Below are 16860 nucleotides of genomic sequence, written 5' to 3' on the forward strand. Positions count from 1 at the left end.
ATGCCGACTCGAGGAGCGGACGGCACGACGAGCAACGGCGCCTGGGTGTGCGTCGTGCGCGCGGACTCTTGCGTCGAACGCAACAGGTCGACGCCCACGCAGCAAGGTCGGCGTGCGTGCGTCCCATTCGTCGACGCCTAGCCGGCGACGGAACCCGGCGCTCCTGGCTGGAGAGTCCGGACGACGACGCGTCCGCGATCGAGGGGGACCTCGTCGGCGACCGCGAGCCGACGAGACCCGTGCCTGCCGGCCGACTGCTGACGCGGATGCTCTCCTCGCCCCTCGGCGGTGGCGGTGCAGCCTCAGCCCGCCCCCTCCGTCACCTCGAGTTCGACGCCGAACGCCCGTCGGACGAGCGCTGCCTGCCCCTCGGCGGCCCAGCGCGCGACGGGCGCCCCGTCGACGCCGCAGGACATGTGCAGCAGCAGCCGGTCGCCGTCGCGCCGCAGGGTGACCGCGCGGACCGCGCCGTCGTGGCCCCGCTCCATCCCCTCGGCCATCCGCAGCAGGGCGACCATGCGCAGCAGCCGGGCATCGTCGCCGTCGGTCACGAGCGACCGGAACGGCCCCATCGTCGGGGTGCCCTTGCGGTGGTACCGGATCGCTTGGCCGACGACGGCGGTCTCGGCGGGCGAGAACCCCGGCAGGCCGTTGGTGACCAGCAGGTAGCGGCCGTGCTTGTGGTGGTCGTCGTAGCCGACGGCCATGCCGATGTCGTGCAGCGCCGCCGCGGCGGAGACGAGGCCGCGCTCGCGCGGGTCGCCGTCGTGGACGCCGAGCGCGTGCAGCCCGTCGAAGAGCTCCAGCGCGAGCTTCTCCACGTGGGCGGAGTGGCGCGGGTCGTCGTCGTAGCGGGCGGCGAGGTTGCGGACCGCGGCGTCGCGCACGTCGGGGTAGGCCGCCAGGCCGGTCGCGGCCTTCTGCGCGCCCAGCAGCCGGTCGAGGAAGACGCCCTCGCGGAGGCCGAACTCGGTGGCCTCGATCGCGTGGACGCCGGCGACGTGCAGGACGGTGTCGATCGTCACCGCGGCGCCGAGGATGACGTCGGCGCGAGAGGGTTTGATGCCGGGGAGCGAGCCGCGCTCCTTCGGCGGCAGCGCGGCGAGCTCGTCGATCAGGCGCTCGAGCGCGTCGCGGTCCACCCGGACGCCCTGGACGCCGAGGTCCGTCGCGCCGTGGTGGTGGCGGATCGCGGTGGCGAGGTTGCGGACGGCGCCGCCGACGCCGACGAGCCGGTCGCCCAGGTCGGCCACCCAGGGCGCGGCCTGCAGCTCGTCCTCGACGTGGCGGCGCAGCTGCTTGATCGCCGACTTCGGCGTCGGGCCGTCGCCCCGGAGGAACTGCTCCGTCGTGCGGACGGCGCCCAGGCGCCACGAGCGGCTGTCGGTGGCGCCGCGACCCCGGGTGCGCGCGAGCTGCATCGAGCCGCCGCCGATGTCGAGCACGCCGCCGTCGGACAGCGTCGTCGAGTTGATCGCCGCGATGTGGCCGTACGCGGCCTCCTCCGTCTGGCTGAGGACGCGCGGGCGCAGGAGCGTCTGGGCGCGGGTGTCGTCGAGGATCGCGTCCTGGTTCGGGGCCTCGCGGATCGCGCTGGTGGCGACCGCGTCGATGCGGTCGGACGTCAGCTCGTGCGAGCGGCAGAAGTGGTCGAACAGCTGGATCGCGACGAAGGCGCGCCGTAGGCCGCGGGGCTGCAGCTCGCCGTTCGGGCCGAGGTCCGCGCCGATGCGGACGGGCTCGTAGAGCTCGGCCGTCTGGCGCCACGCGCCGCCGGGGACCCGCGAGGCCGTCGGGTCGACCGCGTAGACGACCATGCGGAAGGTGTTGGACCCGAGGTCGACGACCGCGCGCCGGGTGGACGCCCCCGCGACGCCGCCGAAGGCCGGCCCGCCGAGACCGTCGGGGGTGGGCATCAACCCGTCGTCTCGATGAGCTCGATGCGGTAGCCGTCGGGGTCGCGGACGAAGCACAGCCGCGAGCCGCCCTCGCGCACCGAGTACGGCGGCTTCTCGGGCGTGATCCCCTGCGCGGCCAGGGCCTCGAGCGTCGCGTCGAGGTCCCCCGCCGAGACCGCGATGTGGCCGTAGCCCGAGCCGATCTCGTAGCCGTCGACGCCGTGGTTGTACGTGAGCTCCAGGCGGGCGCCGTCGCCGGGCAGGCCCAGGAAGACGTTGGTCGCGTCGCTGCCGATCGGCACGCGGCGGAGCTCCTCGAAGCCGAGCGCGCCGTAGAACGCGACCGACCGGTCGATGTCGCCGATCCGGTAACAGGTGTGAAGCAGTGCGGGCACGTGGCGGAGGCTAGCGCGGGGTGCGGCCGGGGCCCGGACGGACGGTATCGGCGGTCGTGACCGTCGGGGTGCGGATGCTCGCGGTCGGTCCGCGGCGCCCGTCCGGCCCGCCACGGCGTCGGCGCCCAGGCCGGCACGCGATTCGGCGGTGACGCAGATCGCCGTGTGGACGGTGTTGCGTGTCCGAATCGTACGTTCGTGGCCCGGTTCGATACGGGCGGCGCGGAGTCACCCCGGGATCTTGTCCGCTCGGCGCAACCGATCGCGCCGGCTCCGGGGCAGAGTCGAGGACCCTGCCGCGTGGCCCCCTGCCGCCGGCACGTGCCTCACGAGGTTCCTGCATGTCGAAGAGAACGACGCCCCCGCGTCACCTGCGCAAAGCTCTGCCGGTCGCCGCGGTCGCGATGTTGGTAGTGGTCCCGACGGGTGCCTCGGCCGCGAAGGCGAAGCCCGCCAAGCTGACGGTCACGGCGATCAGCTCACCACCGAAGGGCCTGAAGGCGGGTGACCGCTTCACCGTCACCGGCAAGGTGAAGAACACCGGGGGCACGAGCAGTCCCGCAAACCTCGCGTTCGAGCTGCGCGCCGGCAGCAACCCGAAGGTCGTCTCGCCGATCGGCGGCGACGCGATCGCGAAGGTCCGTCCCGGGCAGACCCGCTCGTTCAAGGCGCGTGTCACGGTCGGGCAGACGGTCCGCCTGAAGGGCCGCGACAGCGTCTCGTTCTTGCTGGCCGCCTGTGTCCGTCCGAAGCGCGGTGCGCTCACGGTCTCGTGCCGCAAGGCCTCCGGTCGCGCCGCGGTCGCGTCACCGCCGGTCGCGAGCCCGGCGGCCCCAGCAGCGCCGATCACTCCCGGACAGCCGGAGCCCGCGACGCCCACGACGCCTACGACGCCGACCACCCCGACGACACCCGCGGACCCGACGGTGTTCACCGCGGGCGCTCGCTCGCTCGGTGACACGCTCTTCCCGACGATCGGCAATGGCGGGTACGACGCCGAGCACTACGACCTCGATCTGCAGTACACGATCTCCTCGAAGCTCCTGCGTGGCACGACGACCGTCACCGCCGTCGCGACGCAGAACCTGTCCGAGTACTCGTACGACCTGACCGCCTGGAACGGCGTGACCGGCGTGACCGTCGACGGGGTCCCCGCGACCTACACCGTCGACTACGACAATCAGAAGCTCATCGTCACCCCGCCGGCCGGCATCCAGGAGGGAACGGAGTTCCGGACCGCCGTGACCTACGGCGGGATCCAGCAGGCCTACATCGACCCGGACGGATCGTCCGAGGGCTTCGTCCCGAGCACGACCTACGGTGCGATCGTGGTGAGCGAGCCCGTCGGCGCGATGGGTTTCTTCCCGAACAACAACGTCCCGTTCGACAAGGCGTCGTACACGACGACGATGAAGGTCCCGTACGGCTGGAGCGTCGTAGCATCCGGTGTCCTGAAGGGCAAAGAGGACACCGGCACCACGCCGGCGGACTTCAGCACCTACACCTGGGACGAGACCGACCCGACGTCGAGCTACCTCTACCAGCTGGCCATCGGCAAGTACGACCTCAGCTCGCCCGACCCCGCGGCGCCGCAGAAGACGGTTCCGGTGTCCGGTCCGCTCTCGCCGGGCATCCTCAACCCGTCGGTTCCGTACTACACGGCCATCGACTCCACGTTCACGAACAAGGCCTCGATTCTCGGTCGCCTGAACGGCACGGCGCCGGGCTTCGGCCTCAATGGCGGCGCCGGCGCGCTCGACTACTACGCGGACTACTACGGCGTGCCGTACCCGTTCACGGCGATGGGCGGCATCGTCCCGCGCCAGAGCGTCTCGTACTCGCTCGAGACGCAGGGCAAGCCGACCTACGCGACATCGACGTCCGCGGCCAACGCGGGCCCGTCGGTCTCGACCGTCGCCCACGAGAACGGCCACATGTACTTCGGCGACGGAGTGACGCTGACCCAGTGGAAGGACATCTGGCTCAACGAGGGCATGACCGAGTTCTCGACCTGGCTCTACACCGCGAACATCACGCCGGGCGGCGCGACGCTCGACTCCCGGTTCGCCCAGTACTACACGAACAACACGTCGTCGACCTTCTGGACCGTCGCCCCGGCGGACCCGCCGACGGCCGTCGACATCTTCGACACGAACGCGATGTACAACCGCGGCGCCACGACGATGCTCCAGGTCCGGGCCATCCTCGGCGAGCCGACGTTCCGGGCGATGATGAAGACGTACCTCACCCAGCACCTGTACGGGAACACCACGTCCGAGCAGTTCATCGCGCTGGTGAAGGAGACCGACCCGGCGCGCGCCGCGCGCTGGACCGAGTTCTTCCGCCAGTGGCTCTACACGAGCTACACCGGTGCGGGCAACAAGCCGACGATCAGCAAGGACAACTTCGACACGTTCGTCCTGCCGTAGCCGGTCGCGGACTCCGGCGCCCGTCCGGCGCCGGGCCGCGGCCACCCCGCGACAGCCCCGGCCCGCCCTCGTGCGGGCCGGGCCCGTTTGGGGGTCGAGCGCGAAGGCTCGGCCTCGGGGGGATCTGCGAGCATCCCGGCCATGGCCGAGCTCGTCGTCGAACGCATCGAGATCCCCGCCTTCGTGGGCAACTCCTACGTCGTCGGCTTCCCCGGAGGGCCGTGCGCCTTCATCGACGCCGGAGCCGACGCGGCGAAGATGTCGGAGGCCGCCGCGAAGCACGGGATGACGCCCGCCGCGGTGCTCCTGACGCACCACCACTACGACCACGTCTCCGAGCTCGAGGAGATCCTCGACCGCATCGGCAAGGTCGACGTCCTGATCCACGAGTTCGAGCAGCCGCTCGCGTCGGAGTTCGTCACCGGCTTCACGGCGAACATCGAGGACCGCGAGGTCATCCGCATCGGCGAGGACCTCGAGTTCCGCGCCGTCGCGACCCCCGGCCACACCAAGGGGATGCTGAGCTTCGTCGGCCACGGCCACGTCTTCACGGGCGACACGCTCTTCCGCGAGTCCGTCGCCGGCGTCCGGGCGCCGGGCCACACGACGTTCGAGGACCTGAAGTCGTCGATCCTCGACACCCTGCTGGAGCTGCCGGACGAGACGATCGTCGTCTCCGGCCACGCCGCGCCGTCGACGATCGGCCACGAGCGCGAGCACAACCCCTTCGTCCGCGTCTGGGACGGCCTCGACCCCGAGGGCGACGAGCCGGTGATCGTCTCGCTGCCCGACGACGACGGCGTCACCCAGGACCACGAGGTCCGCCTCGTCCTCGAGGCCGCCGACTACGACGGCGGCACGAAGTGCTGGATCCGTTGGCCGGATGGCGCTGACGATCTCGTCCCGGGCAGCAAGGTCCGCCGCCCCTGAGCCCTCGGTCCGGGCGCCGACGCCCGACCGCATCGAGTTCTGGACCCCTGAGGTACCGAACTCGACAGGGGCCGGACCGCCATCCCCCGTTCCATCGAGTTCTGGACCTCCGAGGTACGGAACTCGATGACGGCCGGACCGGGCGCCTCGGGCCAGAGGCCCCGACCTGCTGCGGAGCCCCGACCGGTCACCCGGTCCTCCGACCACCCGCCCTGCCCCACCGCTCCGGAGCGACCCGCCCGGTCTGGCGCGTCGGCGCTCGCCTGTGCTCCGTTGGCGCTCGCGGGGCTCGACGCGGTTCTCGGAGCACACGCCCGGACAGCCCGTCCTCGAGTACGCCGGCCCGTTCCCGACCCCGTGAGGACGGCGCGTGAGCGGCCACGCGCCACGCCGACCGAGGCGCGCGACGGGCCCGAGTACGATCGATCACATGGCGGAGCGACGCGGACGGCGCAAGGGGCCGGACACCTCCCACGAGGACGAGGAGACCGCGGCGATCCCGACGGGCCGGTACCGCCGCGCGGCGTCGCTCGGCCGGCTGGCCGCCCGGGCCGCGGTCCGCGACGGCGCCACCCGCGTCACGAACTACGGCCGCACCGAGGAGGACCGCTCCCGCCGGATGTCCGAGCAGCAGTTCCGGACGGCGGAGCAGATCGTCGACGTGCTCGGGACGATGAAGGGCGCGGCCATGAAGGTCGGCCAGGTCCTGAGCTTCATGGACGTCGGGCTCGTCCCGCCGGAGCACCGCGACGAGTTCCAGAGGAAGCTCTCGAAGCTCCGCGACATGGCGCCGAGCGTGGCCTTCAAGGACATGCGCAAGGTCATCGAGGCCGACATCGGCGCGAAGCTCAAGGACGTCTTCGCGGAGTTCGACGAGGAGGCCATCGGTGCCGCCTCGATCGGCCAGGTCTACCGCGCCCGCCTGCGCGAGAAGCCGCAGGGCTGGAGCACCGACGTCGCCGCCGTGAAGGTGCAGTACCCCGGGATCGACGCCGCCGTGCGCGCCGACCTGCAGAACCTGGGCCTGATCCTGCGCCTGGCGAAGGCCGTCGCGCCCGGGCTCGACGTGCAGGCCGTCGGCGACGAGATCCGCGAGCGCACGATCGAGGAGCTCGACTACGAGCTCGAGGCGCAGAACCAGCGCACGATGGCCCGCGCGCACCGCGGCCACCCGTTCGTCTTCGTCCCCGAGGTCGCGACCGAGCTGTGCGGCAAGCGCGTCACGGTCACGGAGTTCGTCGAGGGCGAGGGCTTCGAGGCCTGGCAGCAGAAGGACCAGACCGAGCGCAACCGGCTGGCCGAGATCGTCTTCCGCTTCTACTACGGCGGCGTCTGGCGCGACGGGCAGTTCTCGGCCGATCCGCACCCCGGCAACTCGATCCTGATGGCCGACGGGCGCGTCGCGTTCCTCGACTTCGGGCTCTTCCACCGGATCTCGCGCGAGATGGTCGAGAGCCAGGCCGAGACGATCCGGCTCTGCATGGCCCGCGACGGCGAGGCGCTGCTGCGGCACATGCAGGAGATCCACTGGATCCCGCCGTCGGCCGGGCTGACCGCGCAGGACGCGCTGGAGATCGCGCAGAAGCTGGTCTGGTTCGCCCTGGACGACGAGGACGCCCGCCTGGCGCCCGAGCACGTGGCGGAGATGGTCTTCGAGGTCTCCGACCCGCGCTCGCCACACTGGTCGAAGGTCCGCCGCGCGACCGTGCCGGCCGAGTACGTGTGGAGCCTGCGCCTCGGCGGCATGGCGATCGCCGTCTGCTCCCAGCTCGACGCGTCGCTGAACTACCACCGGATCGTCCGCGAGTGGCTGATGGGCGACACGCCCTACGGCGAGCTGGGTGAGCAGGAGTCCGCCTGGCTGGAGTCGCGCGGACGCTGAGGACCGGGGCACCCGAGGGTGCTGGGTCCGGTGTCGTCCTACCGTCGACGGTCCGGCGCCTGGGTCGGCGCGTGGGTGGCCGGCCGGTCGTGGGGGTCGGTCGATCGTCGGCCAGATGGTGTCCGGGATCGGCCGCGGCTCGTCTGGGGTGGTCGGCGTGGGGTGGGGGTCGGTCGATCGTCGGCCAGCTGGTGTCCGGGATCGACCGAGCCCCGGCAGCGCGAGAGTCGATCGTCCACGCGTCGTGCGGGACCCGACCGTCGTGACGTGACCACCCACTGGTGCCCCGCCCGGAACGGCCCGCCCTCCTCACGCCGATGCGTCCGCCCGATGGGGCCGCCCCGCCGACCCGCCCTCCCCACGCCGATGCGTCCGCCCGATGGGCCGCCCCGCTGGCCCGCCCTCCTCACGCCGATGCGTCCGCCCGATGGGCCGCCCCGCTGGCCCGCCCTCCTCACGCCGATACGTCCGCCCGATGGGGCCGTCCCGCCGGCCCGTCGCCGCCGCACGCCGATGCGTCCGTCCCGGCGGGCCGCAGGGCCGGGAGCGTCCGTCCGGCGGGTGGGCTCGCCGGATCTCAGTCCGGCGCGGCCGCCGGCCGCAGCACCCGGCGGAACGGGGTCACGGCGACGCCGGCGATCCCGATCGCCACCGCGCCGGCCGCGAACGCCGCCGCGGGACCGGACGCGTTGACGAGCAGGCCCGCGAGGCCGGCCCCGACCGCGGCGCCGGCGTAGAGGCCGCTGCCCAGCCAGGTGAAGGCCTCGGTCGCGGTGCCCTCCTCGGCGAGCTGGCCGCAGAGCGAGTAGACGACGGTGAACAGCGGCGCGATCGCGGCGCCGGCGAGCACCAGGCCGACGGCCAGCAGCACCAGGCTCGGCGCGACGGCCAGCAGGCCGTGGCCGAGCGTGCAGAGCAGGACGAGCCGCAGCAGCGCGCGCTCGGGCGACCCGCCGCCCGGGCCGCGGTGGGCGACGGTCAGGCCGGCGACGAGGCTGCCGAGGCAGTAGGCGGCGAGCAGCAGGCCGACCGCGCCGGCGTTCCCGGCGTCCTCCGCGGCGGCGGTGATCGCGAGCTCCGCCGCACCGAACATCACGCCGAGCCCGACGGTGATCGCCAGCAACGCCCGGATCGAGGCGCGGCGCAGCGGGCCGTCGCCGGCGGTGCGCCGGACGCCGGACGCGGGCATCTCGCGCGGCTCGCGCGCGGCGGCGAAGGCCATCGTGGCGGCGAACAGGACGACCGCGGCGACGCCGAGGCCGAGGGCCGGGTCGTGCGCGGCGATCAGGCTGATGAAGACCAGCGGCCCGACCATGAAGGTGATCTCCTGCACCGACGCCTCGACCGCCAGCGCGGCGTGGCGGACCGCCGGGTCGGGGACGATCCGGCCGAACAGCGCGCGCAGGCACGCGGCCACCGGCGGCTGCGTGGCGCCGGCGACGAGCGCGAAGGGGAGGAGCACCCACGCGGCCGTGGTGTCGGGCAGGAGCGCCGCGGCGAGCATCGCGACGCTCGCGGCCAGGACGCTGGCGGCGAGCACGACGGGCTGGCCGATCCGGTCGATCGCCCGGCCGAGCAGCGGGGCGCCCACGGCCATCCCGACCCCGGCGATGCCGGAGACCGCCCCGGCGAGCGCGTAGCTGCCGCCCAGGTCGCGGGCGCGCAGCAGGAACAGCAGCGCGAGCACGGCCTCGGGCGCGCGGGCGACGAGCGACAGGACCAGCAGCCGGGCGACGCCCGGGCTGCGGAGCGCGGCCACGGCGGGGCTGCGCGGGATGACGGGGACCGATGACACGTCCTCGAGCGTAACTGATGCACGTATCAGTAAGCCGCGACGTGGGTCGGTGGCGGGCGATCGGGAGGGGTTCGAGTCCCGCGTGTCCCTCGAGCCCCGCGGGTCGACCGCGAGGCCTCGGGCGACCGCGAAGCCTCGGGCGACCGCGACGCCCCGGGTGACCGGGGCGATCGTGCCCGTCGGCCGACGCACCGGGCGCGCGGGAACGCGCCGTCGCGTCGCGCCTCAGCGGACCGTCGCGCACCCCAGGGACTCCGATTGCGCTGTGAGCACCCGCCCCCGGGTGGGCGCGCTCGATCTCAGACTGGAGCCCCGCGACGCACAACGGTCATGCGGTACCCAGCCCGCGAATATCAGCCCGATCCGGTCGTCGCGCACACCGCGCTGACACCGAGAGAACCCAGCCCACACACCCCCGACCACGACCGCCACGCGGACGCGACCACCCACGACCTGCTTGACAAACCGACCCCCATATCAGCGCAGCGCGCCGTCGAGCGCGTCGGCCAGCACGCTGCGGGCGCCGTCGTCGTCGACCAGGCCGCAGTTCAGCGCGGGGCCGAGGCCGTCGGAGACGGTGATCAGGAGCAGCGCGACGCGCTCGGCGTCGACGTGGGCCGGGACGTCCTCGCCGGCCCGGCCGTCGCGCAGCAGCCCCGCGAGCGCGGCGATCCACGCGGCCTGGCGGGCGCGCACGGCGTCGCGGACGACGGGGGAGAAGCGGGCGCGGGAGGAGACCTGACTCCAGAGCTCCCAGCCGTCGCCGCCGACGATCGTGCCGCCGCCGTCGTCCGGCCCGGCGGGGAAGGTCGCGCGGCGGAGGAAGCGGACGATCGCCGCCCGGCCGGGCTCGGCGCTGCGGGCGTCGGCCTCGACGGCCTCGAGCTCGCGCTCGTCGACGCGCACGAACGACGCGGCGATCAGCTCGTCGCGATCATCGACGTGGGAGCTGACCAGCGGCTGGGAGACCCCGGCCTCGTCCGCCACGTCCTGCAGGCGGAAGCCGTGGACGCCGTGGGCGACGATCACCCGCGCGGCGGCGTCGAGGATCGTGGCGCGGCGCTCGGCGTGCGTGAGGCGCGTGCGTGCGGGGCCGGAGCTCACCCGTCGATCATCCCAGGGGCGGGCTCGACGACTCGCAGCGCGTCCCCGACGGCGACGATCCCGGGCTCCAGCACCTCGAGGTAGACGCCCGCGTCGGCGCCGTTGCGCCGCCCGATCCGCTTGAGCACGGTGGTGTCCCGCGGCAGCAGGCCGGCCTGCTCCCGCGTGGTCATCACGCAGCGGCCCGTCGTCTCGGTGACCCGCAGCAGCGCGCCGCCGATCCGCAGCGTCGCGCCGACCCACGTGTCCTCCGCGAACCCGGTCGTGCCGTCCGGCGTGCGGACGACGAGGTTCGGCCGTAGGCGCAGCGGGTCCAGCGCGTCGCGCTCGCCGGGCGCGCCGTCCTCGTCGCTGCACAGGGCCTCGAGCGTCGCGCTCGTCACGAGGTGCACGGGCGCGGCGTCGTGGTGGCGGCCCCAGCGGCGTCCGGCGTCGCCGCGGTCGAAGCGCAGCTCGCGGCCGAGGTGGGCGGACAAGAGGGCGTCGGCGTCGGGCGTGCCGGCCAGGACGGTCCGCCCGTCCGGGAGGGCGACGACCACCGCGCCGGCCGGGGCCCGGACGCCGCTGTCGCCGGTCCGGGCGTCGTCGCGGGACCCGCCCGACGCCACGCGGCCGGCCGGCCCCGGTGCCGTCGTCGCCGCGATGTCCAGCATCCCGTCGTAGAGCCGCCAGCGGCCGCGGTTCGTCTTGGCGGAGACCCAGTGGTCCTGGTCGTCGAGCAGCGCCCACTCGCGGTCGCCGTCGAGCCCCGCGGGGCCCAGCGCGGCGCGCTCCAGGCGCTCGCCGCGCATCGACTTGACGGGGAACCGGTGCAGGGACGCGACGGTGCCGAGGACGTCGGGCATCGACCGAGGATACGAGGCGGCGCGGGCGGCTTGGGACCGTCCGCGCGAGGCGCTCCGGGAATCGACGTTCGGTGATCGATTCCCAGAGCGCGTCCCGCGGGGTGGGCCGGCGCCGCGCGTCCCGGCCGCGCTCGGGGACGATGCTCGGGGACGATGGTTGACGGAGGAACGACCGACTCCGGACACGCCGCGATCTGCGACCATGTCCCCTTGCGGTGGGGATCAGACGGTCGGGTGCGTCCATGCTCGACGGGCCCCTGCGCTGACGCCGGAGGGCGCCCGTGATCGGGGTCCTCGTGGCCCACGCGGTCGCCGCGCTGCTCGCACCGTGGCTCGTCGGCCGCCTCGGCCGCCGGGCGTTCCCGGTCCTCGCGATCGTTCCCGCCGGCGCCGTCGTCTGGGCCGCCACGCGGACGTCGGACGTCGCCTCCGGCGGGACGGCGGAGAGCGTCCACCAGTGGGTCCCGAGCCTCGGGATGGAGCTCGCGTTCCGGCTCGACCCGCTGTCGTTGCTGATGACGTTCGTCGCCGCCGGCGTCGGCGCACTCGTCCTCGCCTACTGCGGCCGCTACTTCTCGAACGACGAGCAGGGCCTCGGGCGCTTCGCCGCCGTGCTGACCGCCTTCGCCGGCGCGATGCTCGGGCTCGTCCTCAGCGACGACCTGCTGCTGCTCTACGTCTTCTGGGAGCTCACCACGGTCCTGTCGTTCCTGCTGGTCGGGCACAACAGCGACCGCCAGGGCTCGCGCCGTGCGGCGATGGACGCCCTGATCGTCACGACGTTCGGCGGCCTGGCGATGCTCGTCGGCGCGGTGATCGTCGGCGAGGCGGCGGGGACGTACCGGATCTCCGAGATCGTGGCCCGTCCGCCGGGCGGCGCGACCGTCTCCGTCGGCGTGGCACTGATCCTCGTCGGCGCGCTCTCGAAGTCCGCGCTCGTGCCGTTCCACTTCTGGCTGCCCGGCGCGATGGCGGCGCCGACGCCCGTCTCGGCGTACCTGCACGCCGCGGCGATGGTCAAGGCCGGCGTCTACCTCGTCGCGCGCCTGGCCCCGGGCTTCGCGGACCTCGACGTCTGGCGCTGGTCGGTCCTCGTCCTCGGGCTGCTGACGATGCTGCTGGGGGCGTCCCGCGCGCTCAAGCAACACGACCTCAAGCTGCTCCTGGCGTACGGCACCGTCAGCCAGCTCGGCCTGCTCACCGTGCTGGTCGGGCAGGGCTCCCGCGACGTGATGCTGGCCGGCCTCGGGCTGCTGCTCGCCCACGCGCTCTACAAGTCCGCGCTGTTCCTGACGGTCGGCATCATCGACCACGACACCGGCACCCGCGACCTGCGGGTCCTCAGCGGCCTGGGCCGGACGCGCAGGCGGCTCGCGGTGATCGCCGGGCTGGCCGCGGCGTCGATGGCCGGCATCCCCCTGTTCGCGGGCTTCGCGGCGAAGGAGACCGCCTTCGACGCACTTCTGCACGGCGACACCGTCGACGTCCTCACGCTCGTCGCGATCGTCCTGGGCGTCGCCCTGACCGCCGCCTACGCGTGGCGCTTCTGGTGGGGCGCGTTCGCGACGAAGGACGGCGTCCCCGACCGCCGCTGCGACCACGCGGACCCGCACATCGAGCTGGCGCCCGGACTGCTGGCGACCGGCGGGCTGGTCCTCGGGATCGGCTTCGCGGCGCTCGACGGGCTGCTCGCCCGGCACGCCGACCAGCTGCCCTCGACGCTGGACCACCCGCTGCACCTCGCCGGCTGGCACGGCGTCGGGCCGGCGCTCGGGCTCTCGCTGCTCGCCCTCGCGCTCGGCGCGGTCGTGGTCGTCGTGCGCCGCCGCCTGGCGGGCCGGCCGCTGCCGGCCGAGCGCCCGCGGCGCATGCTCGACGCCCGCGACTCGTACGTCCTGATCGTCCGCGGCACCGAGCGCCTCTCGGTCGCCGCCGCCCGCGCCACGCAGTCCGGCTCGCTGCCGGTCTACCTGATGACGATCCTCTTCGTCTTCGCCGCCGCGACGATCTCCGCGCTGATCGTCGGGATCCCGTGGAACGTCGAGCTCCGCGTGTGGGACGAGCCCGCGCAGGGCGCCGTCGGCCTGCTGGTCGTCGCCGGCACGATCCTGACCCTGCGCGCCCGCCGGCGCCTGAAGGCCGTCGTCCTCAGCGGCGTCGTCGGCTACGGCGTCGCGACGCTGTTCGCGCTGGGCGGCGCGCCGGACCTCGCGCTCACGCAGTTCCTCGTCGAGACCGTGACCCTCGTCGTCGTCGTGCTCGTCCTGCGGCGCCTGCCGTCGCACTTCACCGGCACGGTCTCGTCGAAGCGCCGCCGGCGGCTGCACCTGCTGACCGGCATCGTCGTCGGCACGCTGATGGCGCTCCTGACGCTCGTCGCCGCCGGCGCGCGCGAGGCCGCCCCGGTGTCCGAGCTGTTCGCCGCCGCGTCGAAGCTCGCGGGCGGCAAGAACATCGTCAACGTCACGCTCGTCGACCTCCGCGCCTGGGACACGATGGGCGAGATCGCCGTGCTCGTCGTCGCGGCCACCGGCGTCACGAGCCTGCTCTTCCTGCGCCGCCGCACCCGCGCCATGCCGCGGCTGAGCGACCCGTCGGCCGACAGCCCCGTCTGGTCGATGGACGCGAGCGACGTCCCGCACCGCGGCCCGTCCCGCACCGGGGACTCCGAGGCCCGCGACCGCGCGAGGACCGCCGGCCTCCTCAACGTCGTCCAGAACGCCGCCGGCGGCGTCGGCTCGGCCCGCCGCGCCGAGCGCTGGCTCGTCGCCGAGAACACGCTCGCGCCCGAGCGCCGGTCGATCCTCCTCGAGGTCGTCGTCCGGCTGATCTTCCACACCGTCCTCGTGCTGTCGGTGTACCTGCTGTGGGCCGGCCACGACCTGCCCGGCGGCGGCTTCGCAGGCGGCATCGTCGCGGGCCTGGCGTTCACGATCCGCTACCTCGCGGGCGGCCGCTACGAGCTCGGCGAGGCCGCGCCGGTCGGCGCCGGCCTCGTGATCGGGCTCGGCCTGGTGCTGGCCGTCGGCACCGGCCTGGCAGGGGCGATCCTCGGCGACGCGGTCCTGCAGGGCGGCGCCTGGAAGCCCGACATCCCGCTGCTCGGGCCGCTGAAGCTCTACTCGTCGACGCTGTTCGACATCGGCGTCTACCTCGTCGTCGTCGGCGTGGTGCTCGACGTGCTGCGCAGCTTCGGCTCCGAGATCGACCGCCAGGTCGACGAGGAGGTCCACGGCCACCGCCCGACCGTCGAACGGGACCCGTCGGGGATCGCTGCGACGGCCCCGGCGGCCCTCGGCGGTGCGTCGGCCGGCGGTGTCGGTCCGACGTCCGGCGCCGGCGGGTCGTCCGTGGCCACGGGCCGCGCTCCCGCGACCCCGCCGCGCCCCACCTCCGAGGGATCCCGATGAGCGTCAGCGTCGTCCTGGCGGTCCTCGTCGGCGTGCTCGTCGCCGGCGGCGTCGTCCTCCTGCTCGAGCGCAGCCTCACCCGCGTGCTGCTCGGCGCCGTCCTGCTCGGCAACGGGATCAACGTGATGATCCTCGCGATGGGCGGCGTGGCGGGGGAGGCCCCGATCATCGGCCAGTCCCCGAAGGACGGCCAGAACGATCCCCTGCCGCAGGTGATGATCCTCACCTCGATCGTCATCACGTTCGCGATGACGGCGTTCCTGCTCGCGCTCGCCTACCGCTCCTGGCAGCTGCAGGGCAACGACGAGGTCCAGGACGACGTCGAGGACCGCCTCGTCGCGACCCGCCGCGAGGCCGAGGAGCTCGAGGACACCGGCGCCGACGCCGACCTCGAGGCGGAGGAGGACGCGCGCGCGTCCGTCGAGGAGACCCCGACCCCGGACGACGACGCGGCGATCCGGAGGGACGCGTGAGCACCGCCGACCTCGTCCCCCTGCCCGTCGTCCTGCCGCTCCTGGCCGCCGGCGCGAAGTTCGCGATCGGCGCCCGCCTGCCGAAGCTCAACCGCGCGATCTCCGTCGGCACGCTGACCGCCGTCCTCGTGGTCGCCGTCCTGCTGCTGATCGCGGCCGACCGCCACGGCCCGCAGGTCGCGGCGATCGGCGGCTGGCGGCCCCCGGTCGGCATCGTGCTCGTCGCCGACCGGCTGTCCGCGCTGATGCTGCTGATCTCCGCGGCGGTGACGCTCTGCGTCCTGATCTACAGCTACGGCCAGGGCTCCGCGGACGACGAGGAGGGCCTGCCGCTCGCGGTCTTCCACCCCACGTACCTCGTGCTGTCGGCCGGAATCAGCAACGCGTTCCTCGCCGGCGACCTCTTCAACCTCTACGTCGGCTTCGAGATCCTCCTGGTCTCCAGCTACGTCCTGATCACGCTGGGCGGCACGGCGTCCAGGATCCGCTCGGGCACGACCTACGTGATCGTCTCGCTGCTCTCGTCGCTGCTGTTCCTCGCGGCGATCGCGCTCGTCTACGGCGCCACCGGCACGCTGAACATGGCGGACCTCGCGCTGAAGCTGCGCGAGCTCGACCCCAACATCCGCCTCGTCCTGGAGCTCTCGCTGCTGTTGGCGTTCGGGATCAAGGCGGCGGTCTTCCCGATGTCGGCGTGGCTGCCGGACTCGTATCCGACCGCGCCCGCGCCGGTGACGGCAGTGTTCGCCGGCCTCCTGACGAAGGTCGGCGTCTACGCGGTGATCCGCACCGAGACGCTGCTCTTCCCCGACGACGACCGCGTGGCCGCCGTTCTGATGGTCGTCGCGTTCCTGACGATGGTGATCGGGATCCTCGGCGCCGTCGCCCAGACGGACGTCAAGCGCATGCTCTCGTTCACGCTGGTCAGCCACATCGGCTACATGATCTTCGGCGTCGCGCTGGGCTCCCGACTCGGCCTGTCGGGCGCGATCTTCTACGCGATCCACCACATCACGATCCAGACGACGCTGTTCCTGACCGCCGGGATGATCGAGCGGGTGGCGGGCAGCACGTCGTCGGAGAAGATCGGCGGCCTCGCGAAGACCGCGCCGCTGCTGGCGATCCTCTTCTTCCTGCCGGCGATGAACCTCGCGGGGATCCCGCCGTTCTCGGGCTTCATCGGCAAGCTCGCCCTGATCGAGGGCGGCGCCCAGGACGGCTCGTGGCTGGCGTGGACCCTCGTCGGCGGCAGCGTCGCGACGAGCCTCCTGACCCTCTACGCCGTCGGCAAGGCCTGGAGCCGCGTCTTCTGGCGCTCGCCGCGCGTGGCGATGCCGGCGATCGCGGGGCCGGCGGCGTCGGGGGGCGGGGCGCGGGTCGCGACGGCGCGGACGGGCGCCGACGACGCCCGCGGCGCCGCGACGAGCGCCGACGACCGCCGCGGCGGCGCCTCGGCGGATCCGGTCGACGACGTCCGCGGGGCGACCCTCGGCGGTCGCGACATCGTCCGCGGCGGCGCGATGCCGCGCCTGATGACCGCCGCGACCGCGGCCCTGGTCGTCCTCGGCCTCGCCTTCACCGTCGTCGCCGGGCCGCTGACGGACCTGACCGACCGCGCGGCCCTCCGACCGCATCCTGGTCGAGATCACGCAGGAGCCCGGCGGCTCGTTCCTGGACCGGATGATCTCCCTCGTCGTGG

General features: G+C 73.7%; 11 protein-coding genes. 6 read left to right on the forward strand and 5 right to left on the reverse strand.

From position 1 onward, the window contains the following. Positions 1–302 precede the first annotated feature (302 nt). Both AB0L40_RS12745 and AB0L40_RS12750 read right to left on the reverse strand, forming a co-directional pair. The gene (locus AB0L40_RS12745) at positions 303–1916 is read right to left on the reverse strand and encodes a Ppx/GppA phosphatase family protein (protein ID WP_364354522.1); all 1614 of its coding nucleotides are present in this window, start codon (positions 1914–1916) and stop codon (positions 303–305) included. After that, positions 1916–2293 (reverse strand): VOC family protein, encoded by a 378-nt coding sequence (locus AB0L40_RS12750; protein ID WP_364354525.1) that lies wholly within the window; start codon positions 2291–2293, stop codon positions 1916–1918. The genes AB0L40_RS12745 and AB0L40_RS12750 overlap by 1 nt, the downstream gene beginning before the upstream one ends. A 341-nt stretch (positions 2294–2634) precedes the next feature. Here AB0L40_RS12750 and AB0L40_RS12755 point away from each other — a divergent pair, with 341 nt between their 5' ends. The 3 genes from AB0L40_RS12755 (at position 2635) to AB0L40_RS12765 (ending at position 7534) form a co-directional block, all read left to right on the forward strand. Beyond that, positions 2635–4722, forward strand: a complete 2088-nt coding sequence (locus tag AB0L40_RS12755) for a M1 family aminopeptidase (protein WP_364354528.1) — start codon at positions 2635–2637, stop codon at positions 4720–4722. 141 nt (positions 4723–4863) lie between these two features. Continuing rightward, positions 4864–5652, forward strand: a complete 789-nt coding sequence (locus tag AB0L40_RS12760) for an MBL fold metallo-hydrolase (RefSeq protein WP_364354531.1) — start codon at positions 4864–4866, stop codon at positions 5650–5652. 430 nt (positions 5653–6082) lie between these two features. Further along, positions 6083–7534, forward strand: a complete 1452-nt coding sequence (locus AB0L40_RS12765) for an AarF/ABC1/UbiB kinase family protein (protein WP_364354534.1) — start codon at positions 6083–6085, stop codon at positions 7532–7534. A gap of 577 nt (positions 7535–8111) precedes the next feature. Here AB0L40_RS12765 and AB0L40_RS12770 read toward each other — a convergent pair. The 3 genes from AB0L40_RS12770 to AB0L40_RS12780 form a co-directional block, all read right to left on the reverse strand. Continuing rightward, positions 8112–9329, reverse strand: a complete 1218-nt coding sequence (locus AB0L40_RS12770) for an MFS transporter (protein ID WP_364354537.1) — start codon at positions 9327–9329, stop codon at positions 8112–8114. Positions 9330–9806: 477 nt separating this feature from the next. Beyond that, positions 9807–10433, reverse strand: a complete 627-nt coding sequence (locus AB0L40_RS12775; RefSeq protein WP_364354540.1) for a TetR/AcrR family transcriptional regulator — start codon at positions 10431–10433, stop codon at positions 9807–9809. Then, a complete protein-coding gene (locus AB0L40_RS12780) occupies positions 10430–11278 on the reverse strand; it encodes an MOSC domain-containing protein (protein ID WP_364354543.1) in 849 nt (282 codons plus the stop codon). The genes AB0L40_RS12775 and AB0L40_RS12780 overlap by 4 nt, the downstream gene beginning before the upstream one ends. A 281-nt stretch (positions 11279–11559) precedes the next feature. Here AB0L40_RS12780 and AB0L40_RS12785 point away from each other — a divergent pair, with 281 nt between their 5' ends. From AB0L40_RS12785 to AB0L40_RS12795, 3 genes are all read left to right on the forward strand, one after another. Continuing rightward, positions 11560–14688, forward strand: coding sequence for a Na+/H+ antiporter subunit A (locus tag AB0L40_RS12785; RefSeq protein WP_364354546.1), 3129 nt, complete (start codon positions 11560–11562; stop codon positions 14686–14688). Further along, positions 14685–15161 (forward strand): Na(+)/H(+) antiporter subunit C, encoded by a 477-nt coding sequence (locus AB0L40_RS12790; RefSeq protein ID WP_364354549.1) that lies wholly within the window; start codon positions 14685–14687, stop codon positions 15159–15161. Before AB0L40_RS12785 ends, AB0L40_RS12790 begins: the two co-directional genes overlap by 4 nt. Continuing rightward, positions 15158–16860: Na+/H+ antiporter subunit D (locus AB0L40_RS12795; protein ID WP_364354552.1), on the forward strand; the 1703-nt coding region annotated here is incomplete at its 3' end. The genes AB0L40_RS12790 and AB0L40_RS12795, both read left to right, overlap by 4 nt.

Origin of the sequence: Patulibacter sp. NPDC049589 (assembly GCF_040675535.1) — a bacterium.
Lineage (GTDB): Bacteria > Actinomycetota > Thermoleophilia > Solirubrobacterales > Solirubrobacteraceae > Patulibacter.